The 24,537-nt window shown below is 74.5% G+C and carries 18 protein-coding genes and 1 pseudogene; 8 read left to right on the top strand and 11 right to left on the bottom strand.

The window, feature by feature from the left end; all coding sequences use genetic code 11:
• Both ABZ234_RS28630 and ABZ234_RS28635 read right to left on the bottom strand, forming a co-directional pair.
• Positions 1-473, bottom strand: a 473-nt coding sequence (locus tag ABZ234_RS28630) for a ClpX C4-type zinc finger protein (RefSeq protein ID WP_355014088.1), incomplete at its 3' end; no start/stop codon positions are given.
• Positions 474-925: 452 nt separating this feature from the next.
• Positions 926-2,023, bottom strand: a complete 1,098-nt coding sequence (locus tag ABZ234_RS28635; RefSeq protein WP_355014089.1) for a helix-turn-helix domain-containing protein — start codon at positions 2,021-2,023, stop codon at positions 926-928.
• A 457-nt stretch (positions 2,024-2,480) separates the two neighbouring features.
• Here ABZ234_RS28635 and ABZ234_RS28640 point away from each other — a divergent pair, with 457 nt between their 5' ends.
• The gene (locus ABZ234_RS28640) at positions 2,481-4,514 is read left to right on the top strand and encodes an acyltransferase family protein (RefSeq protein ID WP_355014107.1); all 2,034 of its coding nucleotides are present in this window, start codon (positions 2,481-2,483) and stop codon (positions 4,512-4,514) included.
• A gap of 55 nt (positions 4,515-4,569) precedes the next feature.
• Here the strand turns inward: ABZ234_RS28640 and ABZ234_RS28645 are convergent, their stop codons facing one another.
• On the bottom strand, positions 4,570-4,968 hold the full coding sequence (locus ABZ234_RS28645) for a metalloregulator ArsR/SmtB family transcription factor (protein ID WP_267949075.1): 399 nt from the start codon (positions 4,966-4,968) through the stop codon (positions 4,570-4,572).
• 213 nt (positions 4,969-5,181) lie between these two features.
• On the opposite strand from ABZ234_RS28645, the gene ABZ234_RS28650 reads away from it, so the two are divergent.
• The 4 genes from ABZ234_RS28650 to ABZ234_RS28665 are packed head-to-tail and all read left to right on the top strand — an operon-like array spanning position 5,182 to position 10,294.
• Positions 5,182-6,792 carry an ABC transporter substrate-binding protein gene (locus tag ABZ234_RS28650; protein ID WP_355014090.1) on the top strand — a complete coding sequence of 537 codons (1,611 nt, stop codon included), beginning with the start codon at positions 5,182-5,184 and terminating at the stop codon, positions 6,790-6,792.
• Positions 6,780-7,823: an ABC transporter permease gene (locus tag ABZ234_RS28655; protein WP_355014091.1), complete on the top strand. Its 1,044-nt coding sequence runs from the start codon at positions 6,780-6,782 to the stop codon at positions 7,821-7,823. Before ABZ234_RS28650 ends, ABZ234_RS28655 begins: the two co-directional genes overlap by 13 nt.
• Positions 7,816-9,597, top strand: coding sequence for a dipeptide/oligopeptide/nickel ABC transporter permease/ATP-binding protein (locus ABZ234_RS28660; RefSeq protein WP_355014092.1), 1,782 nt, complete (start codon positions 7,816-7,818; stop codon positions 9,595-9,597). Before ABZ234_RS28655 ends, ABZ234_RS28660 begins: the two co-directional genes overlap by 8 nt.
• Positions 9,581-10,294 carry an ATP-binding cassette domain-containing protein gene (locus ABZ234_RS28665; RefSeq protein ID WP_355014093.1) on the top strand — a complete coding sequence of 238 codons (714 nt, stop codon included), beginning with the start codon at positions 9,581-9,583 and terminating at the stop codon, positions 10,292-10,294. Before ABZ234_RS28660 ends, ABZ234_RS28665 begins: the two co-directional genes overlap by 17 nt.
• Before the next feature lie 143 nt (positions 10,295-10,437).
• On the opposite strand, the gene ABZ234_RS28670 is transcribed toward ABZ234_RS28665, so the two are convergent.
• The 6 genes and pseudogenes from ABZ234_RS28670 to ABZ234_RS28695 form a co-directional block, all read right to left on the bottom strand.
• Positions 10,438-11,169, bottom strand: coding sequence for an urease accessory protein UreD (locus ABZ234_RS28670; RefSeq protein WP_355014094.1), 732 nt, complete (start codon positions 11,167-11,169; stop codon positions 10,438-10,440).
• Positions 11,170-11,203: 34 nt separating this feature from the next.
• On the bottom strand, positions 11,204-11,905 hold the full coding sequence (ureG, locus tag ABZ234_RS28675) for an urease accessory protein UreG (RefSeq protein WP_355014108.1): 702 nt from the start codon (positions 11,903-11,905) through the stop codon (positions 11,204-11,206).
• 79 nt (positions 11,906-11,984) lie between these two features.
• Positions 11,985-12,671: an urease accessory UreF family protein gene (locus ABZ234_RS28680; protein WP_355014095.1), complete on the bottom strand. Its 687-nt coding sequence runs from the start codon at positions 12,669-12,671 to the stop codon at positions 11,985-11,987.
• A gap of 8 nt (positions 12,672-12,679) precedes the next feature.
• The gene (locus ABZ234_RS28685; protein WP_355014096.1) at positions 12,680-14,389 is read right to left on the bottom strand and encodes an urease subunit alpha; all 1,710 of its coding nucleotides are present in this window, start codon (positions 14,387-14,389) and stop codon (positions 12,680-12,682) included.
• 260 nt (positions 14,390-14,649) lie between these two features.
• Positions 14,650-14,925: pseudogene (locus tag ABZ234_RS28690) on the bottom strand (urease subunit beta); the annotation flags it as partial.
• On the bottom strand, positions 14,922-15,224 hold the full coding sequence (locus ABZ234_RS28695; RefSeq protein ID WP_267949066.1) for an urease subunit gamma: 303 nt from the start codon (positions 15,222-15,224) through the stop codon (positions 14,922-14,924). The pseudogene ABZ234_RS28690 and the gene ABZ234_RS28695, both read right to left, overlap by 4 nt.
• Positions 15,225-15,970: 746 nt before the next feature.
• Here ABZ234_RS28695 and ABZ234_RS28700 point away from each other — a divergent pair.
• Together ABZ234_RS28700 and ABZ234_RS28705 are read left to right on the top strand one after the other, a co-directional pair.
• Positions 15,971-17,302 carry a cytochrome P450 gene (locus tag ABZ234_RS28700; RefSeq protein ID WP_352985064.1) on the top strand — a complete coding sequence of 444 codons (1,332 nt, stop codon included), beginning with the start codon at positions 15,971-15,973 and terminating at the stop codon, positions 17,300-17,302.
• Positions 17,284-18,384 (top strand): cytochrome P450, encoded by a 1,101-nt coding sequence (locus ABZ234_RS28705; RefSeq protein WP_355014097.1) that lies wholly within the window; start codon positions 17,284-17,286, stop codon positions 18,382-18,384. Before ABZ234_RS28700 ends, ABZ234_RS28705 begins: the two co-directional genes overlap by 19 nt.
• A 52-nt stretch (positions 18,385-18,436) precedes the next feature.
• On the opposite strand, the gene ABZ234_RS28710 is transcribed toward ABZ234_RS28705, so the two are convergent.
• Positions 18,437-19,666, bottom strand: a complete 1,230-nt coding sequence (locus ABZ234_RS28710; RefSeq protein WP_355014098.1) for an MFS transporter — start codon at positions 19,664-19,666, stop codon at positions 18,437-18,439.
• 130 nt (positions 19,667-19,796) lie between these two features.
• Positions 19,797-23,174 (bottom strand): NACHT domain-containing protein, encoded by a 3,378-nt coding sequence (locus ABZ234_RS28715; protein ID WP_355014099.1) that lies wholly within the window; start codon positions 23,172-23,174, stop codon positions 19,797-19,799.
• Positions 23,175-23,498: 324 nt separating this feature from the next.
• On the opposite strand from ABZ234_RS28715, the gene ABZ234_RS28720 reads away from it, so the two are divergent.
• A complete protein-coding gene (locus ABZ234_RS28720; RefSeq protein ID WP_355014100.1) occupies positions 23,499-24,485 on the top strand; it encodes an aldo/keto reductase in 987 nt (328 codons plus the stop codon).
• The last annotated feature ends 52 nt before the right edge of the window (positions 24,486-24,537 follow it).

Consider the following 24,537-nt stretch of genomic DNA (forward strand, 5'->3'; position numbering starts at 1 on the left):
TCCCCCACATACCCCGCCTCCGTCAGCGCCGTCGCGTCCGCGATCGCGAACGGCACATTCAGGATCCGCGCCAACGTCTGCGCCAACAGCGTCTTCCCCGACCCCGTCGGACCCAACAGCAAGATGTTGGACTTCGCGATCTCCACGCCCTCCGACCCCGGACGCTCACCCTCCGACCGCACACGCTTGTAGTGGTTGTACACCGCCACCGACAAGGCCTTCTTCGCCTGGTCCTGACCGATCACATACGAGTCCAGGAACTCGTAGATCTCCCGCGGCTTCGGCAACGAGTCCCACGGGGTGTCGGCGTGGAGGACGGTGTCCTCCTCCTCCATGATCTCGTTGCACAGGCCGACGCACTCGTCGCAGATGCAGATGTGGCCGGGCCCCGCGATGAGTCTGCGGACCTGGCTCTGGTCCTTGCCGCAGAACGAGCACTTGAGAAGGGGTGCGCTGGCGCCGGTGCGTGTCACTAGAAACGTTCTCCTCACGCGGGCCGTGCCCGGGTGGATCGGCGGGAAGTCCCCCTGAGCCAGATGACCGCAGCATCCGGATTCTCACGGTAACCCCTGCTGGTACAGGTCGCAAAGCCGCGCCCGCCGCCCGAGGGGGAGGGCCCGACCGGCGGGCGCCCCCGTCCCCCGGCCGGGCCCCCGCAGCGGTCGGCGCGACGGGGACACGACCGGCGGCGCGCCGCGGAGGGCGGGGAGGGTACGCCCCGGTGCTGCCGAGCGTACCCCCGGCCGCGCCCCGTACCCGTCCTCCACAACCCCGCCTTTGTCGACCAGGATTGGCTTTACCCGCGGGTCGACTTGGGTCGACTCCCGGGGGCGCCGCCCGCGCGCACCGGCGGACGACCGGACGGCGGGCCCTGGCAAGCCTCCCCGGCCGAACCGCCACCGGTCCGGAGCGCCACGGCGTCAGGTCACCTCCGGGACCTGTCGCCTCCGCGGGCACGGGCGAAGGAGCCGGCGGCGTGGCCGGCGCCGCGGTCGTCGGAGCGTGCCACCACACGGCCGCCCACCACGCGGACCGCGGTCTCGGTGGTGTCCTCCACCGAGGCGACCCCGGCCGCCGCGGCGATCGCGCCGGCGTCGTCGAACACCACACGCAGACGGGGCCAGGCCTCCTCGGGGAAGGCCTGGCGCAGGCACCCGCACAGGTCGGCGACGGCGAGCCTGGCCAGGGGCGCCAGCTCGGCGGGATCGGCGGTGACCACCACGGCCGTGACCGCCGCGTCGCCGGGGGCCGCGCGCAGCGCCTCCTCGACGGCTTCGAGCCGGTGCAGCCCCAGGACGGCCACCACGCCGTCGTCGGCGAGGGAGACGGTCCGGCGCCGGACGGCGTCGAACCCCTCCGGCGGCGCCCAGTCCTCGTCCACGGGGGTGGCGGGCGGGATGTGCGCGACGTGGGGGAGCGGCCAGACGTCGTCCGGGTTCAGGTCGGCGAGCCGCTCACAGGCGCGGACGACGTTGAACGGGTCGACGAAACCGGGGGCGGCGGCGGCCGTCTGCCCGGCGCCGTAGAGGGTCGTGAGCACGGTCTCGGCGACGCGCACCCGGCGGCCCCCGGGCTCCGCCGGCGGTTCCAGGGCCTCCAGGGACAGGCCGAGCAGGACCGCGTCCAGCCGCATCAGCTGGGCGAACGCGCGCCGGGTCGGCTCGTCGGACAGGATCTCGGGGGTGAGCCCGGCCGCGGTCCGCAGGGACTCGTCGGAGTCGGAGAGGGGGAACCGGGAGACCCAGGCGCGGGCGAGCGCGCCCAGGGCCGTGGCGGCCGTGGTCCCGGGCCCGGTCCGGGGCGTCGGCGAGGCACGCTCGGCGGTCTCGGCCAGGACCGAGAAGTACAGGGCCCGTTTGCCGGGGAAGTTGGAGTAGACCGCCCCCCTGGTGAGTTCGGCGCGGTCGGCGATGCGGTCGACCTTGGCGTCGCGGAACCCGTGTTCGGCGAACTCGTCCCTCGCGGCGGCCAGTACACGTGCGCGGTTGCGGGCCTGCTGTTCCGCCCTGTTGAGCCGGGCCATCGTTCTCCTCGCTTCGGCGTCACCCCATCCTACGTCGAGATGCCCCCGGCACTCGGATACCGACGACACCCGCATGTCAGGGACATCCGAGCGGGGAGGCGCGTACGCACCGGGGGCGGCGCCCGCGCGGCCCCTCGCCCTCACCGGCACCTCCCCGAGGGAGGGTGCGGCCGACCGGTCACGGAGCCCTCCCACGGGGCGGTGGGCGCCCCGGAGGGGCGGCGACGCGAAGTGTGCAGCGGACCATGGCGCGGGATTCAGCCCGCGTACCCCGCACGGTCACGGGAACGGGGCAGCATGGCCGACCACCGGCCGGGCCGCGCCCGCCGGGACCGCTCCCTCCCCTCCCGCGAAAGCGAGCACCGTTCCCGTGTCCCCACTCGCCTCCCGCGCCGGGACCGGGGCCGGGGCCGCCCCGCGCACCGGCGGCGCCGACGGCGGCGGCCACCGCCCCGAGATCGACGGGCTGCGGGCCGTCGCCGTGCTGCTGGTCGCCGTCTACCACATCTGGCTGGGCCGGGTCTCCGGCGGCGTCGACGTCTTCCTGATGCTCAGCGGGTTCCTCGTCACGGGGTCCCTGCTGCGGGCGGCCGACCGCGGCGGGATCCGGTTCGGGGCCTTCCTCGGACGGCTGGCCGCCCGGCTGCTGCCCACGGCGGCCCTGGTCATCGCGGCCGTGCTGCTGTGCACACGGCTCCTGCTGCCCGAGCCCCGCTGGCGGGACGTCCTGGGCGAGGCGTTCGCCTCCGCGTTCCACCACCTCAACTGGTCCCTGGCCCTGGACTCGGTGGACTACCTGTCACGGGGCGACGGGACCAGCCCCCTCCAGCACTTCTGGTCCCTGTCCGTCCAGGGGCAGTTCTACGTGCTGTGGCCGCTGCTCGTCGCCGCGGCGGTGTGGGCGGCGGGACGCGCCGGGCGCGGTCCGCGCGCGGGCGCCCTCGTCGCGCTGGCCTCCGTGTTCGCGCTCTCCCTGGCCTACTCGGTGTACGCCACCCGCGCCGACCAGCCCTGGGCCTACTTCGACACCGGGGCGCGACTGTGGGAGTTCGCCCTCGGCGGCCTCCTCGCCCTGGCGCTCCCCCACCTGCGCCTGCCCCTGGCGGTGCGGGTCGTGCTGGGGTGGGCCGGGCTGGCGGCGCTGGTCCTGTGCGGCGTCCTGCTCCAGGTGTCCACGGTCTTCCCCGGCCTCGCTGCCCTGTGGCCGACGCTGGCCGCCGCGGCGGTCGTGGCGGCGGGCGCGACCGGCGCCGGGCCGGGCGCCGACCGGCTGCTGACCCTCCGCCCCGTGCGCTACCTCGGCTCGGTGTCGTACGCGCTGTACCTGTGGCACTGGCCGCTGCTGGTGTTCTACCTGGCCGCCACCGACCGCACCCTGGCGAGCCCGGTGGGTGGGGCTGCGGTGCTGGCCGCGTCGCTGGTGCTGGCCGCGGCGACCACCCCGGTCGCCGACCGGCTGGCCGCGCTCGGAAGGCGGCCGGGCGCCCCCGGCTCCGCGGCGGCCCCCCGCCGGGCCGGGGCCGCGCGGGCCGCCCTGCGGGGGCCGGCTCTGCGCGGAGCGGCGGTGGGCCTGGCCTGCCTGCTCCCGGTGCTGCTCGCGGCCGGGGCCTGGTCGGCCCGGCTGGACGCCGACCAGCGCCGGTGGGAGGAGCTGTTGGCGGACGGCCGCAGCTACCCCGGCGCGGCGGTGCTGGCGGACGGGGGAGGCGCCGGCCGGGCCTCGGACCTCCCGGTCTACCCGAGCCCCGCGTCGGCCTCCGAGGACGTGCCCGCCACCTACGGGGACGGCTGCAACCAGACCATCGCGGACGCCGAGGTCATCACCTGCGTCTACGGCTCTGAGTCCCCGGAGCGCACGGTGGCGCTGGTCGGCGGCTCCCACGCCGCGCACTGGTTCCCGGCGCTGGAGCGGGTGGCGCTCGACCACGACTGGCGGCTGGTCAACATCGTCAAGGGCTCGTGCCTGTTCACCGACGCCCCGCAGACCTACAAGGGAGCCCCCTACACGTCCTGCGCGGAGTGGAACCGCGGCGTGATGGCCGAACTCGCCGCGCTGGAGCCCGACGCGGTGTTCACCACCGGCACCACGACCAGCCTGGACGCCTCCGCCGGGTTCGGGGAGGAGCAGGTCGTGGACGGCTACGTGGAGCGGTGGAGGGAGCTGGAGGAGATGGGCGTGGAGGTGGTCGCCGTGCGGGACACCCCCCGGTTCGGCTTCGACGTCCCCGAGTGCCTCGCCTCGTCCACGCCGGAGGAGTGCTCGGTGGAGCCGGGGACGTCGATGGCCGCGACCTCGCCCCTGGAGGGGGTGCGGCTCCCGGACAACGTGACCGTGCTCGACCTCAACGACCTGATCTGCGAACCCGCGGTGTGCCGTCCGGTCGTCGGCAACGTGCTCGTGTACTGGGACGGCAGCCACATCGGCGCGACGTTCATGCGCACCCTCGCACCGGCGCTGGAGGAGCGCCTCACTGCGGCGACCGGCTGGTAGGCCCTGCGGCGGCGCCCCGCCGGAGGGCCCGGGTCCGCGCCGGGGGCCGGGGGCGCTACGTCGCCCGGGAGCGCTCCCCGGGTGCGCCGTCCGCGGGCCCGGGGCCGGGCGCACCGCCCTCCCCCTCCGCCGGAGCGGCTCCGTGCCCGGCGCCGATGAGGTGGAGCAGATCGTGCACGGTGCGGTCGGTGAGCGTGTAGCGCACCGTGCGCCCCTCCCGCTCGTCGCGCACCCAGCCCTGGAGCCTCAGGGTCCGCAGCGCCTGGGAGGCGGTGGCGTCGCTGATCCCGGCCGCGGCGGCGAGCTCCCCCACCGAGGCCGTCCCGGGGCCGGCCTGGTGCATCGCGGTCAGCAGCCGCAGGCGGGTCGGGTCGCCGAGCAGGCGGAACCGGTCCGCCCAGGCGCCGATGTCGAGCTGGGAGTTCGGGTCGAGCCGATCACCGGAAGAAGTCATCGGGGCCATCATCGCAGAGCCGGGGCACTGGTGACGATCGTCTCCACGTCCGCGTCCCGGCCCCGCATCGCCGTGGTGACAGGGGAAGGAGGATCCCGGGGCGGTCCGGTGCGCCCGGTCCGGGCGCCGCGCGCGAAATCGGGACCTTATCATCTGATCAGATGGTCAGGTATTGGCCGTCGTTCGTGAGAACCGCCCCACAGGAAGCTCTGAATGACACGACCCGTCCCCACACGCACCCTCCTCACCGGCACCGCACTCGTCGCCGCGCTCGCGCTCACCTCCTGCGCGGGACCGCCGACGGCCGGACCGTCCGGCTCCCCCACCCGCATCGTCCTCGCCGACGCCCAGCCCCTGGGCGGCTACGACCCCGTCGACGGATACGGCGAACTCGGCGTCTCCCCGGTCTTCGAGGGCCTGCTGCGCCCCGAGTCCACCGGGGACGACCGGCTGCCCGAACTCGTACCGGCCCTCGCCGCCGCCCCTCCCGAACCCAACGGGGACTCCACGGTCTGGGACGTGGAGCTGCGCACCGACGTCGTCTTCTCCGACGGGTCCGCCCTCGACGCGGACGACGTCGTGGCCACCTACTCCGCCGTGCTCGACCCCGCCACGGCCTCCGAGGTCGCCGCCTCCTACTCGATGATCGAGTCGGTCACCGCGACCGGCGACCACAGCGTGCGCTTCACCCTGCACCACCCCTACTACGCCTTCCCCGCGCGGATGTCGCTGGGCATCACGCCCGAGGAGGAGATCACCCCCGGCCCGGCCGCGGACTCCGAGCGCAACCGCCGCCCCGTCGGAACAGGACCCTACGTCCTGGCCGAACTCGACGCCGAACAGGCCGTGTTCGAGGCCAACCCGCACTACCACGGCACCGCGCCGCAGGTCACCGAACTGGTCACCCTGTACCTCCCCGACGACAACACCCGCGCCCAGCGGATGCGCGCGGGGGGCGTCGACGGCACCGTACTGCCCCCGACCACGGCCGCGACCTTCGCCGGCGCCGACGGCGTCGACGTCCTGTCGGTGCGCACCGCGGACTGGCGGGGGCTGTCCCTCCCGGCGGAGAACGCCTTCGCCTCCGACGGGGCCGCCCGGCTCGCCATGAACCTGGCCGTGGACCGCGACGGGATCATCGAGCACGTCCTCGCCGGCCACGGCCGCCCCGCCCACACCCCGGTGGCCGAGGTCTACGGCGAGGCCCACGAGCCCGAGGCCGTCTTCGACCACGACCCCGACGAGGCCGCCCGCCTGCTGGACGGGGCCGGCTGGCGAGAGGGGCCGGACGGCATCCGCGAGCGCGACGGCGACCGGGCCGCGTTCACCCTGTACTACCTCGCCTCCGACAGCCTGCGCCGCGACCTGGCCACGGCGTTCGCCGCCGAGATGCTGCCCCTGGGGATCGAGGTCGACGTCCGCGGCGGCACCTGGGACGACATGGGTTCGCACACCGCCGACGCCGCGATCCTGCTGGGCGGCGGGGACAAGCCCTACGACCTGGACACCCAGGTGTACGCCACCCTGCACACGCGCGAGGAGGGCACGCCCACGTTCGAGAACCCCGGCGACCTCGCCGTCCCGGGGGTGGACGAGGCCCTGGAGGACGCCCGGCGCAGCCCGGACGCCGCCGAGCGCGCCGAGCTCTACCGCGAGGTGCAGAGGGCCTACGTCGAGCACCCCACCTACGTGTTCCTCGCCTTCGCGGACCACACCTACGTCTCCGCCGAGAACGACTGGGACAGCGGGCCGCTGGTGCTCGAACCCCATGCCCACGGCGTCTCCTGGGGCCCGTGGTGGAACCTCGCCGGATGGCGGCGGTGACCGCCGGACCCACCGCCCGCGGGGCCGCCCGCCCGCGTCGCACCCTGTGGCGGGACCGCCGCCGCGCCCTGGGCGGCCTGGCCCTGCACCGCGCCGTCGTCGGCGTTCCGATGCTGGCGGGGCTGAGCGGCCTGGTGTTCCTCCTCGCGGACCGGTCCCCCTTCGACCCGCTCGCCGCCCACCTGGGCGCGCGCTACCAGCAGGTCTCCGCCGAACAGCGGGAGTCGCTGAGCGGCGCCCTGGGGTTCGACGCCCCGTGGTGGCAGGCCTGGTGGGCCTGGGCCGGCGACCTGCTCCGCGGGGACCTCGGCTGGTCCCGCGTGTACGCCATGCCGGTGTCCGAGGTGTTCGCCGAACGCCTTCCGTGGACGCTCCTGCTGTCCGGCACGGCACTGGCGGGGGCCGTCCTCGCCGCGCTGCTGCTGGGCACGGCGGCGGGGCTCGCCCCGGGCGGCGCCCTGGACCGCGCGGTCACCCGCACGGGCGTCCTGGTGCAGGCGGTGCCCCCGTTCGTGCTCGCCCTGGGCTCGGTCACCGTGTTCGCGGTGCTCCTGCGCTGGGCCCCCGTGGCCGGCGCGGCTGAGCCGGGCGAGCCCCACACCGCCGCCGGGGTGGCGCGCCACCTGGTGCTCCCGGCGGTGACCCTGGCGCTCACGCAGCTGCCCTGGGCCCTGCTGGCGGTGCGCACCGCCGTGGCGCGGGCCACGGGTTCCGAAGCCGTGCGGGCCGCACGGGCACGCGGGCTGCCCCCGGCGCGGGTGGTCGCCGCGCACGTCCTCCCGGTCTCCCTCGCCCCCCTGGCCACCATCGTGGGAGCCCGGCTCCCCGAGCTGGTGGTGGGGGCGGTGCTGGTCGAGGAGGTCTTCGCCTGGCCCGGGCTCGCGGGAGCCGTGGTGGGCTCGGCGCAGGCGCTCGACTTCCCGCTGCTGGCCGCGCTCACCGTGGCCACCACCGCCGTCGTGCTGGTCGGATCCCTCCTCGCCGACGCCGCCTACCTGCTCCTGGACCCGAGGGTGGGGACCGATGCCTGAACCGGCGACACGTCCCGCGCGGATCGGGCGGGCGGTGTCCGGGCGGGTCCTGCCCGTGGCGGCACTGGCCGCGCTGGTGGTCTACGCCGTCGCCGTCCCGTGGTGGGCTGGGCCCCAGACCGCGGACTTCTCCCAGGCCCTCCGGGGGCCCGGCCCGGCCCACTGGTTCGGGACCGACCACTCCGGGCACGACCTGTTCGTCCGGGCCGCCGAGGGGTTGCGCGTCTCCCTGGCGATCGCCCTGGCCTGCGCCGTCACCGCCACCGTCCTCGGTGTCGCCGTGGGGGCCGCCGCGGCGTCCGCGGGCGGGCGGGTCGACATGCTGCTCATGCGCGTCACCGACGGCGTCAACGCCCTGCCGCACCTGCTGCTCGGCGTGGTGGTCGTGGCCCTGTACCCGGGGTCGCCGTGGGCGGTCATCGCCTCGATATCCCTCACCCACTGGCCGCAGATCGCGCGCATCGTACGCGCGGAGATGCTCTCCGTGCGCTCGGCCGAGTACGTGGAGGCGGCCTACCTGTGGGGCTCCACCCGACGCGCGGTCCTGCTCCGCCACCTGCTTCCGGCGGCGCTGCCGCAGGCGGCGGTGGGCCTGGTGATGCTCCTTCCGCACGCCGTCTGGCACGAGTCCACCCTCAGCTTCCTCGGTCTCGGGCTCCCGCCGGACGAGGCCAGCCTGGGCACGCTGCTCGAAGTGGCCCGGGGTGACGTGTTCACCGGGGCCTGGTGGACCCTGGCCGCCCCGGCCGGGGTGCTCGTGGCCACCACGCTCGCCACGGCCGGGGCGAGCGGCGTCCTGGGTCCGGGCCCCCGCCGGGCGCGGGGGCCGGGGGTCCGGCGCGGTACCGCCGCCGTGTCCGGGACGGCGGCGCCCGGCGCGATCGCGCGGGACGTGCCCGCCGCGGAGTCCCCCGGGCCCGCGGTGCGCGTGCGCGGACTGACGCTGCGGCTCCCGACGGACGACGGCCGGCTGGTGCACGCCGCCACCGGCGTCGACCTCGACCTGCACGCGGGGCGGTTGACCGCGCTGGTCGGGGAGTCCGGGTGCGGGAAGTCCACGCTCGCCTCGGCCCTGTGCGGACTCCTTCCGCCGGGAACCCGGTCGGCGGGCAGCGTGCGGATCGCCGGCCGGGAGGTCCCCGCCGCCGACGAGCGGGCCTGGCGGGGCCTGCGCGGAAGGGTGGTCGGCCTCGCCGGACAGGCCGTGGCCGCGACGTTCACACCGGTCCGCAGGCTCGGCCCGCAGCTCGCGGAGGTCGCGGCCTCGCTCGGCGCCCCGACTCCGGTGCCGGAACTGCTGGCGCGCGTGGGGCTGGAGGGGTCCGCGGCGGACAAATACCCCCACGAGCTCTCCGGCGGGATGGCCGCGAGAGCGGTGCTGGCCGCCGCGCTCGCCGGGGACCCGGCGGTGCTCGTGGCCGACGAACCCACTGCGGGACTCGACCCGGACCTCGCCGGGCAGGTCCTGCGCCTGCTGCGCGGCGCGGCCGACCGGGGTACCGCGGTGCTCGTCATCACCCACGACCTCCAGGCCCTCGACACCTCGGGCGCCGCCGACGCGGTGGCGGTGATGTACGCCGGGCGGATCGTCGAGCACGGACCGGTGGAGCGCGTGCTGACCGCCCCGGAGCACCCCTACACCGGGGCGCTCCTGGCGGCTCTCCCCGGCCGGGGCCTGCGGCCGCTGCCGGGCCTGCCGCCCGAACTGACCGATCCGCCCGGGGAGGGGTCGTTCGCCGAACGACGGGGAGGAACCGATGTCGCTGGTCGCTGAGGGCGTCACCTGTCGCTACGGGCAGCAGACGGTCCTCGACGGGGTGGACCTCACCGTCGAACCGGGCCGCGTCCTGGGGCTGACCGGGCCCTCGGGGAGCGGGAAGTCCTCCCTCGCCCGGATCCTGACGGGGCTGCGCTCCCCCGACTCCGGAACGGTGCTGGCCGACGGCCGGCCGGTGGCCGCACGCCGGGGCAGGATGAGCGGGGACCTGGGGCTGCTGCACCAGTCCCCGCGGGCGGCCACCGACCCCCGGATGCGGCTGCGCGGGATCATCGCCCAGCCGCTCACCGCACGGGCGCGGGGAACCAGCCCCGGGGCCCGGGGGGCCGGGCGGAAGGCCGACGAGGCCCGCCGCGTGGCGGAGCTGGCCCGGCGGGTGGGCCTGACCGGGGACCTGCTCGACCGCCGCCCCGACCAGGTGTCCGCCGGACAGCTCCAGCGGGCGTGCGTGGCCAGGGCGCTGGCCGCCGCGCCCCGCTACCTGGTCTGCGACGAGCCGACCGCCATGCTCGACGCCGCCTCCACCGCCACCGTCGCGCACCTGCTGACCTCGCTCGCCGAGGACGGTGTGGGGATCCTCGCGATCAGCCACGACCACGCGCTGCTGGCCGCCTGGGCCCACGACGTGGTGGACCTGTCGAGGCCGGGGGCCCCGCGCCCCGGCCACCCGGCCGGCCGGGGCGCCTCCCCGTAGGCTCCGCCCGCCACGGGCCCGGGCGGGAGCGGAGGCCCGCAGGGGTACGGCGGCGGAAGAGGGGAGCGGGCGCGGCCGGTCGGCGGCGACCGCACGGCGAGGGGCCGGACGGGGAGCGACTCCCCGCCCGGCCCCTCGCCGTGTCAGACGGCGTCCTCGTAGTCCGCCGGATCGGCGAACCCGGCCCTCCAGCGCTCCCAGGAGCCGGCGACGGCGGCCTCCGCCTCGTGGGCGTGGGCGGCCACCGAGCGCGCCAGGGCCCCCGGCCCGTGGAGCAGCGTCTCCTGGACCCCCACCGCCTGCCCGGGCCGGGCCCCGAGCAGGAACGCGGTGGTCAGCACCCGGTTCCCGCCCAGGACCCCCGGGGCCCCGGCCAGGACCGGGTCGCGCAGGTCCAGGTCCTCCACCAGCAGGGGGCGGCCGTCGGCCGCGACCCTCGTCGTCGACCGCAGGGGGCCTCCGCCGGTCTCGTAGCTGCGGCCCAGCACCAGGGTCTCGTGCACCAGGGCCCGGGCGCCGCCGGACAGCTCGATCCGGGTGCGGCGGGTGACGTCCGCACCCGCCGTCACCACGAACGGCGCCCCCCGCCACACCAGGCACCCGCCGTCGGCGACCCGGACGTCCGCCTGCCAGCTCGCGGCGCCGCCGCGGGCGTCGTAGGCGACGATCCCGGACGGCTCCACCAGCTCCAGCCACACCCCGGGGCCCACCGTGACCTCCATACGCAGGTCGTCCCCGGCCAGCAGCAGCGCGTAGGCGCCGACGAGCGCCACCCGCGCGGCGGCGCCGCGCACTCCCAGGGGCCGAGGGCTCAGGTACGTGCCGCCGGACAGGTCGCTCAGGCGCACCCGTCCGCCGACCCGTTCCGCGGTCACCCTGGCCGGTACCGTCCCACTCACGGGCGCCCGCTCACGCGTGCTCGTGGACGTCCCCCGCGCCCCCGTGGGCGTGGGTGGTGCCGTCGGCGTGCGTGTGCGGGGCCATCGGCCCCGGGTCCCGCGGCACGTGGACGCCGGACCGGTGGTCGGCCAGGACCTGGCGCACCCATCCGGCCAGCGCTTCGAGCGAGGCCCTGTCGTGCTGGCTCAGGGCCAGCACGGGCAGCCCGTCCCTGGCACGGGTGGCGTCGGCCACCATCTGAGCGGCGTCGACCCCCACGTGCGGGGCGAGGTCGGTCTTGTTGACGACGAGCAGGTCGGCGCGTTCGATCCCCGGTCCGCCCTTGCGGGCCACGTCCCCGCCCCCGGCCACGTCGAGGCAGAAGATCTGCGCGTCGGCCAGCGCGGGGCTGAACGTGGCGGTCAGGTTGTCCCCGCCGCTCTCCACGACGACCAGGTCCAGGGGGGCGAACTCCGCCTCCAGGTCCTCGACGGCGATCAGGTTGGGCGTGACGTCGTCGCGGATCGCGGTGTGGGGGCACGCCCCGGTCTCCACGGCGTGGATCCGCTCCACGGGCAGGACTCCGGCGGCCCGAAGCAGCCTGGCGTCCTCGTCGGTGTAGATGTCGTTGGTGACCACCGCCATGCTCAGCTCGGCGGCGAGTTCGCGGCACAGGGACGCGATCAGGGTGCTCTTGCCGGTGCCGACGGGTCCGGCCACGCCCAGGCGCATCGCGCGCCGGGGTGCGGAGGACGCGTCGGCGGCGCGGGCGCCGGCGGCGGGCTCCGTGGACGGGGTTCGTCGAGTCGTGTCAGGCAATGAAGATCCTCCTGGTCTTGTTCCGGTGTTCGAGGGACCATCCCTCGATCTGGGGTGCGGTGGGCGCGGGCAGGTCGGCGGCGTCACGCACCGCGAGCGCCTCGGCGACCACCGAGGTCATCACGTCCCCCGTCGAGAGAACCCACCCGGCGGCGTCCACCGGGTCCACGGGGGCGAGTTTGAGTGCGGCGGAGGCCACCGACTGGGCGTCGTCGTACAGACTCACCCGGGCGGTCTCGGCCTCCCCCGCCCCGATGACGGCGGCGACCACTCCGAGCGCGACCGGCCGCTGCGGCGCGCGGCCCAGGGCGTGCAGCGCGGCGACGGCGGGGTGGTCCGGCCGGAGCCGGGCGGCCAGGCGCACGAGGCCGCGCCCGAGCATCCCCGAGACCTCCCTCAGGGGGTCGCTCGGCGAGCGGGCCAGCAGCTCCTCGTGCACGGCCTCCAGCGCCCGCGGGTCGACGGGGGCCCCGCCGTCCCCGCCGGCCGCCCGGTGCGCCAGCACCGAGGCGGCCGCCTCCACCAGGCCCACCGTGCGCAGCCGCGCGGTCATGTACGCCGGGATCAGCTCCGCGGGCATTCCGGCGATCAGTGCGGGCTCCAGTCCGGCCGAGTAGGTGTGCCCGCCCACGGGGAGGCGGGCGTCGGCCAGCAGCAGGGAGCCCAGTCCCGAAGTCACCCGGCCGCCTAGAACATCGTGTACCGCTGCGCGAGCGGTACCTCGTCCACGGGCCGGGGGCGCACGAACTCGCCGTCGATGCTGATCGCGAACGTCTCGGGGTCCACGTCGATGTCGGGCAGGGCGGTGTTGTTGGGCATGTCCGCCTTGGTGACGCCGCGGGTGGGGCGGACCGCCACCAGCTCCCGGCGCAGCCCCAGCCTGTCGGCCAGGCCGTCCTCGATCGCCAGCGGGGACACGAAGGTCACCGCCAGATCGGCGGCCGAGGACGCCCGGGCCGCCAGCGCGGGGCGCAGCAGCACCGGCTGCGGCGCGGGCACGGCCCCGTTGGGGTCGCCCAGCGGCGCGGCGACGATCGCACCGGACTTGATCACCGCGGACGGGCGGATCCCGAAGAACGCCGGGTCCCAGAGCACGAGGTCGGCCATCTTGCCGGGCTCCACGGATCCGACCACGTGGTCGATCCCGTGCGCCACCGCCGGGCAGATCGTGTACTTGGCCACGTACCTGCGGGCGCGGGCGTTGTCGGCCGGCAGGTCCGAGGACAGCGGCCCGAACTGGTTCTTCATCACGTGCGCCACCTGCCAGGTGCGGCAGACCAGCTCCCCGATCCGCCCCATCGCCTGGGCGTCGGTGGAGGTGATCGAGAGGGCGCCCATGTCCTGGAGGATGTCCTCGGCGGCCATCGTGGAGGCCCGGATGCGGGACTCGGCGAAGGCCAGGTCCTCCGGGACCCGGGGGTTCAGGTGGTGCACGACGAGCAGCATGTCCAGGTGCTCGTCGACCGTGTTCACCGTGAACGGCAGGGTCGGGTTGGTGGAGGCCGGCAGCACGTTCGCCTCACCGGCGGTGACGATGATGTCGGGTGCGTGGCCGCCGCCCGCGCCCTCGGCGTGGAACACGTGGATGCCGCGCCCGGCGATGGCCTCCAGCGTGTGCTGGACGTACCCGGTCTCGTTGAGCGAGTCGGCGTGCAGCGCCACCTGGAGGCCGAACTCGTCGGCCGCCCGCAGCGCGGCGTCGATCGCCGCCGGGGTGGCGCCCCAGTCCTCGTGCACCTTGTACCCGCCCGCCCCGGCCAGGGCGTCCTCGGCGAGGGCCTCGGCGGAGACGGTGCTGCCCTTGCCGAACAGCATGACGTTGAGCGGGAACCGGTCCAGGGCCCGGTGCATCGTCCGCAGCGAGTGCGCGCCGGCGGTCACCGTGGTGGCCTTCGACCCCTCGGTGGGCCCGGACCCGCCGCCGATCACGGTGGTGGTGCCGGTGGCGAGCGCCTCGTGCATCTCGATCTCGCTGAGGAAGTGCACGTGGGTGTCCACGGCGCCCGCGGTGAGGATCTTGCCCTCCCCCGCGATCACGTCGGTGCCCGGACCGATCAGCAGATCCGGGTGCACCCCGTCCATCACGTCCGGGTTGCCCGCCTTGCCGACGGCCACGATGCGCCCGTCGCGGATGCCCACGTCGCCGCGCACGATGCCCCAGTGGTCCATGACCACGACGTTGGTGACGACCACGTCCAGCGCCCCCTGGGCGCGCGTGGTCAGCCCCTGGCCCATCGACTCGCGGATGGTCTTGCCGCCGCCGAAGACGGCCTCGTCGCCTCCCGCCGTGCGGTCCTCCTCGACCTCGATCCACAGGTCGGTGTCGGCCAGGCGGATCTGGTCGCCGACGGTGGGACCGTACAGCTGGGCGTACTCGCGGCGGTCGATGCGGCTCACTGGTCGCGCTCCTCGGTGTCGGCAGGGGCCACGTCCTGCTCGGCGTCGGTGTCCGGTCCCGCGGTGTCGGGGCGGGGTGTGTGGGTGGGGACCACCTCGGCGGGGTCGCCGTCGCGGGCGTCCGCGTCGCCGACCCGCATGGCGGCGCCGGAGGCGCGCGCGGGTTCGGGCACGTCCACGCCCGGGGTGCCGAAGGGGACCACCGGTCGCGGAACGCGCTCCTCGGCGCCGGGTTCCCGGACCATGTCGCGGATCTGGAGGCCGGGCACGTGGCGGCGGCCGCCGAGGGCCACGAGCTCCACGGTGCGGCTCACCCCCGGTTCCAGTCGCACGGAGGTGCCGGCGGGGATGTCCGGCCGGAAGCCGCGGGCCGCCTCGCGGTCGAACCGCAGGGCCGGGTTGGCGTCGGGGAAGTGGAGGTGGGAGCCCACCTGGATGGGGCGGTCCCCCGTGTTGACCACCACGAGGGAGAGGCGTTCGCGGCCCTCGTTGAGGACCAGGGGGGTGGGACGGGTGCGGATCTCGCCGGGGATCACTGGATCGGCTCCGTGATCGTGACGAGCTTGCGGCCGTCGGGGAAGGTGGCCTCGACCTGGACGTTGGGGATCATCTCCGCCACACCGTCCATGACCTCGTCCCGGCGCAGCACGTTGCGCCCGTCGTTCATGAGGTCGGCGACGCGGGCGCCCTCGCGGGCCCGCTCGATCACCCAGCAGGACAGCAGGGCGACCGACTCGGGATGGTTGAGCTTGACGCCCCGCTCGCGCCGGTCGCGGGCGATCATCCCGGCGACGGCGAGCAACAGCTTCTCGGTGTCCGATGGAAGTAGATGCATGAACCACCTCTCAACAGTTCCGACCCACGCGGTGGTGGGTACGGACCCAGTCTTAGCAGGAGTCCCGGGTCACAGTCGCAGGTGAGGCCCTCGCCGGGGGCTCCGGGGCCCGCCCGCCGGGGCCCGGGCCGGGACCGCTCGGGCGCCGCCGCGGACGGCGCGGGGCGCGGGCCCCGCACGGCTCCGGCCGCCCCCTTCCGGACGCCGCCGGCCCGCCCCTCCCCCGACACTGCGGGGATCCATAGGCCCTGTCATCCCATGACTTCCGCACGATCCGACGCTCCTGCGCCGACGGTCCGGAGCCTCCGGTCTGCCGCCCGGCGGCGGACGTCGGCCGGGGGCTCCGGACCCCGCCCGCCGCGGCCGCACCGCGCGTCCCGGACGGCGCTCGCCGCGCCCCCGGCCGGTGGGGAAGATCACCATGGCGGCCGGAGCCCCGGAGGAAGCGGACACGACTCCGGGCGGGCCCGTCCCCGCGCGGCGACGGGCCCGCGGCCGGGGCGGTCCGACCGGCCGCCCCAGGGCGGGGTGCCCCCTCACCCTGGGGAAAGCCCCCTCCCGTCCGGGCCGCTCCCGCGCGGGGGAATGCGCCGCCGCTCCGCCGGAGGACCGGGACGCGGGGACCGGTACCGTCCGGAACCGGAACCCCCTGCGGTACGGGGATTTCGCGTGTGATCCAATGTGGCCGGAGTTCGCTGTGTCCTACTAGACTCTGCGGCCTCCCCACCCCAGAGGACAGGACACCTGTGGCTTCCCGCTGCCCCTACGCCGAACTCCACTCCCCTGACTTCCACGCGGACCCGCACAAGGTCAACCGACGCATGACCGAGGAACACGGACCGGTCTTCCCCGTCGAGATCTCCCCCGGCGTCCGCGCCTGGGTCGTCGCGGACTACGCGATGATCACCGCCTGGTGCAGGGACACCCGTACCTTCGTCCGCGACTCGCGGCTCTGGCTCGACTGGCGGGAGGGGCGCGTCCCCGACGACGCACCGGTCGCGGCGATGATGGCCCACCGGCCCAACCTGCTCTTCGCCGACGGGGACGAGCACGCCCGCCTCAAGCGCTCGATCACCGACTCCCTGGGGCGCGTCCCCGAGAGCCGGGTCGGCGACATCACCCGCCTGCACGCCGACACCCTCATCGACGCCTTCTGCGCGCGGGGCAGCGCCGAACTCGTCTCCGAGTACGCCCGCCTGCTGCCGCTGCTGGTCATGTCCGACCTCTTCGGCTTCTCGCCCGACATCGGCCGGCGGGTCCTGACCTCCCTCAGCGACCTGTGGGACGGCGTGGACGCGGCCAGGGCCAACGGCGAGTACGAGCGCGCGCTGTCCGACGCCATCTCGGCCAAGCACGCCGAGCCCGGCGAGGACATCACCTCCTGGCTGCTCGAGCACCGGGCCGGCCTCACCGACGACGAGCTCCTCCACCAGCTCGTCGTCACCATCGGGGCCGGGGCGGAGCCGACCGCCAACCTCATCACCGGGACCACGCGCACCATCCTGGTCGACGCCGAGGTCGGCCAGGCCGTCCGCGGCGCCCGGGTGGGGATCGGCGAGGCGATCGACCAGGTGCTCTGGCGCGAGCCCCCCATCAACAACTACCCCGTCCTCTACCCGGTGACCGACGTGCGGGTCGGCGCGGACACGGTGGTCCGGGCGGGCGAACCGGTCCTGCTCGGATACTCCGCCGCGCACGCCGGGCTGTCCGGGAGCGGACCCGACATCGAGCAGGGCAACCGCGCCCACCTCGCCTTCGGCGTGGGCCCGCACCGCTGCCCCGCCCAGGGGTTCGCCTACGCCATCGCCCAGGTCGGGGTGGAGACCCTGACCAGGCGGTTCCCCGATCTGCGGACGACGGAGGACGAGGCCCAGTGGCGCCCCTCCCCGTTCGCGCGGGCCCTGGCCCGCCTCCCCGTCGCCTTCACCCCCGACACCCCGAAGGGCACCACTCCCCCATGGCAGCAGACATCCCCGTCCTCCACCCCTACGACCTCCACCGCCAGACAGCCGGACTCCGCGGGCGAGGCCCCGTCGTCGAGGTTGAGATCCCTGGTGGCGTGGTTGTTCGGGCGCTGACCGGACACGACGTCGTCATGGAGGCGCTGGCCCACCCCGGCGTGCGCAAGGAGGCGCGCCACTGGGGCCCCTGGGCCCGGGGCGAGATCCCCATGGACTGGCCGCTGATCTCCTGGGTCGCCCCGGACAACATGCTCACCGCGGACGGCGACCGCCACCGCCGCCTGCGCACGCTGGTCTCGCAGGCGTTCACCCCCCGCCGCGTGGAGGTCCTGCGGCCGCGCGTCGCCGAGATCACCGCCGACCTCCTCGACGCCGCCGAGGCCTCCGGCCCCGGCCCGGTGGACCTGAGGGCCGCGCTGGCGCTGCCCCTGCCCATGACGGTGATCTCGGAGCTGTTCGGGGTCGCCCCCGAGCACCGCGACACCCTGCACGGGCTGATGCACTGGGTCTTCGACGCGACCGTCACCCCGGAGCAGGCCGCCCGGACCAACGCGGACATGCTGGCCTTCCTCACCGAACTGGCCGAGGAGAAGGCCGGGGCCCCCGGCGACGACCTCACCAGCGCACTGCTGGAGGCCCGCGCCGAGGGGGACGAGAAGCTCTCGCAGAGCGAACTGGTGTGGACGCTGATCCTCATGATCGGTGCGGGCTACGAGACCACGATGAACCTCATCACCAACTCCGTGCACGCCCTCCTCACCCACCCGGAGCAGCTGGCGCTGGTGCGCTCCGGCGAGGCCTCCTGGGCCGACGCGGTCGAGGAGACCCTGCGCTGGGACGCCAGCATCCAGTACCTGCCCCTGAGGTACACGGCCGAGGACGTCACCCTGGCCGGGGTGCGCGTGCCCAGGGGCGAGGCCCTGCTGATGGGCTTCGGCGCCGCGGGCCGGGACCCGGGACAGCACGGCGACGACGCGCACGTCTTCGACCTCCGCCGCGAGCAGCGCGGCCACCTGGCCTTCTCGCACGGACCGCACTTCTGCCTGGGCGCGGGGCTGGCCCGGCTGGAGGGGACCACGGCCCTGGAGGCCCTGTTCACCCGCTTCCCGCGGATCCGCCTGGCCGAGGGGGAGGACGTGCCCGAGTCCCCCTCCATCGTGGCCAGCGGCAGGTCCCGCCTCCCCGTCGTCCTGGGCTGAGCCGTCCGGGACCCGTGCCGGCCCCGGGGCCGGCGCGGGTCCGCCGGGTTCCCTACGCGTGCGGTCCCTCCCCCGGGCGGAACCGGACGAGGAGGACGGTGAGGACCAGCGCGAGCCCCGTGAGGACCGACGCGGAGAGGCCGACCCCGGCCGGTCCCGCGGTCTCCAGGGCGATCCCGCCCAGTCCGGCTCCGAGGACGATGCCCGCGTTGAAGGCGGCGACGGAGAACGACACCGCCGCGTCGCCCGCGTCCCCGCCGAGTTCGTAGATCCTCGCCTGGACCGCGGGCACGAAGCTCCACGCGGCGAACTGCCAGAGCCCGACCACGGCGACCGCGGCGACCGCGAACGAGGCGGTGGCGAAGAGCAGGACGAGCCCGGCCAGGGCTGCGGCGACGGCCGCCACCAGGGTGGCGCCCGGGGCCCGGTCGGCGCCGCGCCCGCCGACCGCGTTGCCCGCGACGCCGAGCAGCCCGGCGAGCAGCAGCACGCCGACCACCGACAGGCCCTCCAGCCCGGCCTCCTCGCGCAGCAGGGGCAACAGGTAGGTGAAGGCGCAGAACGTCCCCGCCCAGAACACGGCGACCGCGGTGATGCCCAGCGCCACCGGCTTCCTCGCCAGAACGGCGAACCGCTCCCGGAGCGACTGGTCTCGCAGGGGAGCGAGCCCGGGCACGGCGAGGAGCACTGCCAGTGCGGCGAGCCCGGAGAGGACCGCGATGGCCAGGAACGGGAGCCGCCAGCCCTCGGTACCGTCGGAGCCGCGCTCCAGCAGCATGCCGAGCGGACTCCCCAGCGCCGTGGCCGTGGTGATCCCGCCCTGGAACACGGCCAGGGCCCGCGCACGGGCGCCGGGCGCGGCCAGGCGCGCGGCGGCGCCGAACCCCACCGCGAGGTAGAGGCCGAAGCAGGCCCCGGTCACGAGGCGGGTGGCCAGCAGGACCGCGAAGGTGGGTGCGGCCGCCGCCACCGCGTGCGCGGCGCCGAACACCAGGAGGGAGGCCACGAGCACCGGTCGGCCGGCGTACCGGGCCATGGCGGCGCCGAGGAGGGGGGCGCCCAGCGCGACGGCGACCGCGTTGAGCGTGACGAGCTGGCCGACCGCGCCCTCGGGCACCCCGAGGTCCACGGAGATCTGGGGCAGCAGGCCCACGACCACGAACTCGGTGCAGCCGATGGCGAACGCGCCGAGGGCCAGGGCGAGGAGGGGCGTCCATGTGCGGGAGGCCGCCGCGGAGGCGGCTCGTGCCGGGGAGGGGGACTCTTTCCGTCGTCTGCTCACACGCCTTTCTACAGGCGCGCCCCCTTGCCGGGCAGGGGACTTCCGCCCTTTTCTTAACACTCGTTAAGCAACATCTGCCGACACGCGACACGGCCAGCTCCGGGCCACATATCCGCACAGACTCCCTTCTTTACGAGATCTCCTCGACACGTCCCCTGAACGCTTCCCGATGACGCACGTCCTGCCCCGCACGGATCCGAATCGTGAGGCCCGCACGGTGGGCGAACGGTGCGAGGTCGAGTCCGGAACGCGCGTCCAGGAGGTCGAGTGCACGGAGCCGCCGGAGCTCGGAGAGCGGGGTGAGGTCGGTGAGCCTTTCACACCGGCGCAGGGACAGATGGCGAAGGTTCCTCAACCGCCTCAGGGGGGAAAAGTCCTCCGCTATCACATCGTCCAGCTCGAGCCATTCAAGTTCGTCCTGCTCACCCAGTGGCTCCAAGTCCGAGACGGACGTGAGGCCGTCCAGGATGAGCTCTCTCAATCGCAGGCCGGACAGGGGCGCGAGACCGGTGACCCACGAACACTGCGAGAGGCTCATGCTTGTCAGGCCCGGCGCTCTTGCCACCACCTCGTCAAGGCCAGTGGTCAGACCTGTCCGCCACAGCCCCAGGTACCGAAGCCTGCCGGTAAGGGGCAGGGAATCCAGGTTCGTGAGTTGCGCACAGTCGCCCAGTCGCAAGTCCGTGAGCTCTCGCTGATCCACAAGCGGAGACAAATCCGCCACCTCGGCCAAACCGAATAGCCCAAGAGAGTGCAACTGCGGCAGCCGAGAGACGAAACCGATGTCGGTCAACCTCGCGGAGAGCACCCTCAGAGAGCGCAACGCGCGTAGCCTGGCCAAGAGCTCGGCGTCATCCTCTCGCAGGAGATGGACGTACAGGTACTTGAGATGCCCTGCATGATGATGCAACAGGTCCCGCGTGAGGGACTGAGGAGTGTAGATCTTCAACTCCCTCAGCGGAGGCACCTCCGCGAGGAACGCCAGATCCCCCCTGTACCCCACGTGGACTGCTAGGCGCCTCAGACACGAGAACCAAGGCAATCTGCGCAACGCAGCCGCCTGGCCCGAGGTGAACACCCTGAGGGCTCCGTCGACCAGAGGCGCGTCGGCCAGTACCCGATGCGCGTACTCGTCCGGGTCGAAGTAGTTCCACGCCTGTTGGAGTTCCCACTGCACGACAGACCGGGCGTCCGCACGGTATCCGGCGAGCAGCTCCAGGGCCCGGGGCCCGTTGACCAGCGCCACCGTGTGGACCGTGGCCCTCGCCTGGGCATCGGTCAGCCCGTCCAAGGTCAGCGGGAGGTGTTCGAGCACTGCCTCCCCCGCGGTTGCCAGGGACCGCGCTGTCGCCATGTCCCGGGGCGGTACCAGGTCGTCTATGCAGGCCCGGATCCTCTCTCCAAGTTCCGCAGGGACGGTGGGCGCGGTCTCCAGGCATGCGGCCACCAGCAGTTTCAGATAGCGAGCATGCTTCGACTCATCTCTCACCCGGGCCAGGACCCCTCCCAGCAGCTCCGCCAGCTGCGGCCCGTTGGCGTGCCCGGCCGCCATGACGACCGTCTCCCGCCAACCCGGCTGGTGTGCGCGTTCCACGAGGAACTCGATGTCGTGGTCGTAGACCGCCTGCTTGGCGCTCAGATACTCCTGCACGGTGCGGTGCACGAAGTCCACACGTTCGTCGACCGGCTCCCTCAGCACCCCACTGCGCTGGAGCATGTACCCGGTGACAGCCTCGGCGTCGTCGCCTGCCCTCGGCATGGTGGTGAGCCGTTCCCCGATCTCGCGCAGCACCACCGGCCTTGGCAGCTCGGAGCGGTGGGACACCGACAACCGCCACGCCAGGCCTTGGAGGAGTCGCAACTTCTGTCCGTAGTCCAGGTCCACGTCGTGGAAGGACGGAACGTTCCTCTCCCCGTCGCGCCGGTCGAGCAGCATCTCCAGGGTGGCGGCGTACAGCCCCATCCGATCGCGGGGCAGCCGGGTGGCGTGGTCCAGGTTCAAGGCGCACAACATCGCCGCGAGCAAGGGGGTGGCGGCCAGCGTCCGCAGGTGCGGGGCGCTCTCCAGTCTCCCCAACAGCTCGGCCTCGTAGCCAGGCAGGTCCTCAGCGGCGCACGGCAGGCTCGGGGAGGCCTCGATCGCCTGGTACCACTGCCGGATCAGCTCACGCAAGTCGGACGGGCCCATCGGTTCGAGGTGCGCGGTCGAGAACCCCTCACCCGCCAGCCATCGGGCACTCGCTGCGGCAGGACGGCTGGTGACGACGACCCGAACACCGGGGAACGAGGTCAGCAGGTCACGCAACCAACCGGGGACCTTGCGGCGCTGGGCGTCGGAGAGCTCGTCCACCCCGTCGACGAGCAGCAGCGCCCGTCCTGACGTGAGTCGTCGGTGCACCCATCCGCGGGGCATCAGGCCGGTCAGTGCGTCGGCCGTCCCCTCCAGGAACCGCTCCGGCCGGGGGAGGTCTCCGTCGGCATGGCTGCGCAGCTTGACCAGGAACGGAGTGCAACCGTTCCACGCCTCCAGGTCGGAGCCGAAGCCCTCGCGCACAGCCGTGATCGCCAGCCAGCGCAGAAGCGTGCTCTTGCCTGACCCCGCCTCGCCACGGACCAGCGTGCGCTGTCTGTCGCCCAGCGCGCTCTCCACGCGTACCGTCGCGGCGGAAGCGGCCGAGCCCTCCTCACCCTCATCCCATGGCGGTTCGGTCAATGACAGGTGCCCGCCCCTGCGGTCGCCCTCCCGCCCCTCCCTGCCGCGACCGTCGGTCGTCACACTGAGGCTGATGTAGGCCACGCTCAGCGAGGTCTGCGGGCGGTAGTGCCGCACTCTGACCCCGAACAACTCCACCTGGTCCAGGACGCGGCTGACGTGGTCGGCGTAGCGCCTCCCGAACTCCTCGTCGCCGTTCCTCCCCTCGGGAGCGTCCAGTGAGCGCGGCGGTATCCGCGCGAGGACCACCGCGACCTGGTCGGCCAACCCCGACAGGCGGGACAGCGTCTCAGCCGCCGCGCGCGGCCCGAACTGCGGCAGCGCCACCACGACGCGGACCAGGCAGTCGCAGCACTCCGTCAGGAGGACGTCGAACAGACGGGCCCCGGCCTCGCCCAACTCGAAAGCCAGGTCACGGCCCGACATCTGGGCGCGCACCCGGAGCACGAGGGACACCGGATCCGCGTCGGCCCCCAGGAACTCCTTGTCCGACAGATCCGCCTTCACCAGGGCGTCGGTGACCTCCGCGAGCACGGCGGCACGGTCACCGTCGTCGAGGCCGCGGAACTCCTGCTCGCACAGCGGCTGCAACCGCTCCATGACGGCGAGGGCGATGCCCTCGATCTGGTGCTCCACCTTGCGCCGGGCGATGCCGTCCCGGAAGGTGAGGCGGATCAGCTCCGTCAGATCCTTCTCACGGTCGGACGCCGCCGCGTGCTGCGTCAGCCAGACCCTGCCCGCCTTCGTTCCGACCGCCTTGGCGGTGGCCAGGACCGCCGTCTCGAGTGTCGCCATACGTGTCCTCGAACCTGTCCGCGGAAGTCGTGTGCCGACCCAGGAGTGTGGATCCCCGCAGGGAAGGAGCGTTCGGGCTCGGCCCTACGACGATAGGGGGACAGAGCGATCGTTGACGGGCAAACGGAAGATCCCGCCGGGCAACCGGCTCCGGGCCACCGCGTCGGGCGCCCCCGACCTGCACGGGCGTCCCGGCCGCCGCACGGAGGCCGGTCCCGGCCACGGAAGGGTCCTCGCCGGGACTTGACCTGGAGCGCGCTCCAGGACCCAGACTTCCCTACAGAGGCCCGGTCGACAGGCGGGCCCGGACCCGAGGGGACCACCATGCGGTACCGCACCATCGGCAGTGACCCGCGGACCCGACGCGAGGTGAGCGTGCTCGCCCTGGGCGCGATGCTCATGGGCTCGGTGACCGACGAGAAGACGTCGTTCGCCGTCCTGGACCGCTACGTCGAGGCCGGCGGCACGTTCGTAGACACCTCCGGCAACTACGCCTTCTGGACGGACGGCGGCCAGGGCGGGCAGAGCGAGGAACTGCTCGGCCGCTGGCGGAGGAGCCGGGGCATCGGTTCGGAGGTCGTCGTCGCCACCAAGCTCGGGGCGCGCCCGCTCGCCCCGGGGACGAGCTTCACCGACAACCCCGAGGGGCTGTCCGCCAAGATCATCCGGGAGTCGGCCGAGCGCAGCAGGGAGCGGCTCGGCATGGACACCCTCGACCTGCTCTACGCGCACATCGAGGACCGCACCGTCCCCGTGGCCGAGACCGTCGGGGCGTTCGCCGAGCTCGTCGCCGAGGGCTCGGTGGGGCTGCTGGGGGTCAGCAACCACGCGGCGTGGCGGGTCGAGCGCGCCCGCGCCCTGGCGGCGGCCTCCGGGCTGCCCGGCTACGAGGTGCTCCAGTACCAGCACAGCCACCTGCGCCCTCGCACGGACATCCCCGACGCCCTGTCCCAGGACGGCAGCATCGCCGCGGCGGGCCCCGACCTGCTCGGCTACCTGCGCGCGGAGCCCGGCCTGGTCCTGGTCGCGTACTCGCCCCTGCTCGGCGGCGCCTACACCCGGGACGACAAGCCGCTGCCGCGCGACTACGACCACCCCGGCACCCGGGCCCGCCTGGAGGTCCTGCGCGCGGTGGCGCGCGAGGCGGGCGCGACGGTGAACCAGGTGGTGCTCGCCTGGCAGATGGGCGGCGAACTGCCGATCATCCCCCTGGTCGGCGCGTCGTCCGTCGCCCAGCTGGAGGAGAGCCTGGCCGCCGTCGACCTGGAGCTGACCGCGGACCAGCGCTCGCGCCTCGACGCGGCGCACTGACCGCACTGACCGCGCGGACCGCCGCCGGGCGGGGTCCGGCCCGGCGCCGACA

It is taken from the genome of Nocardiopsis sp. NPDC006198 (genome assembly GCF_040613895.1).
GTDB classification, from domain to species: Bacteria; Actinomycetota; Actinomycetes; order Streptosporangiales; family Streptosporangiaceae; genus Nocardiopsis; species Nocardiopsis tropica.

Coding starts and splice junctions, on each gene's coding strand:
- ABZ234_RS28635 (WP_355014089.1), bottom strand. CDS start 2,023: ATGGCCCGGCTCAACAGGGCGGAACAGCAGGCCCGCAACCGCGCACGT.
- ureG (WP_355014108.1), bottom strand. CDS start 11,905: ATGCGCCTGGGCGTGGCCGGACCCGTCGGCACCGGCAAGAGCACCCTG.
- ABZ234_RS28720 (WP_355014100.1), top strand. CDS start 23,499: ATGCGGTACCGCACCATCGGCAGTGACCCGCGGACCCGACGCGAGGTG.
- ABZ234_RS28665 (WP_355014093.1), top strand. CDS start 9,581: ATGTCGCTGGTCGCTGAGGGCGTCACCTGTCGCTACGGGCAGCAGACG.
- ABZ234_RS28650 (WP_355014090.1), top strand. CDS start 5,182: ATGACACGACCCGTCCCCACACGCACCCTCCTCACCGGCACCGCACTC.
- ABZ234_RS28660 (WP_355014092.1), top strand. CDS start 7,816: ATGCCTGAACCGGCGACACGTCCCGCGCGGATCGGGCGGGCGGTGTCC.
- ABZ234_RS28715 (WP_355014099.1), bottom strand. CDS start 23,174: ATGGCGACACTCGAGACGGCGGTCCTGGCCACCGCCAAGGCGGTCGGA.
- ABZ234_RS28645 (WP_267949075.1), bottom strand. CDS start 4,968: ATGACTTCTTCCGGTGATCGGCTCGACCCGAACTCCCAGCTCGACATC.
- ABZ234_RS28655 (WP_355014091.1), top strand. CDS start 6,780: ATGGCGGCGGTGACCGCCGGACCCACCGCCCGCGGGGCCGCCCGCCCG.
- ABZ234_RS28695 (WP_267949066.1), bottom strand. CDS start 15,224: ATGCATCTACTTCCATCGGACACCGAGAAGCTGTTGCTCGCCGTCGCC.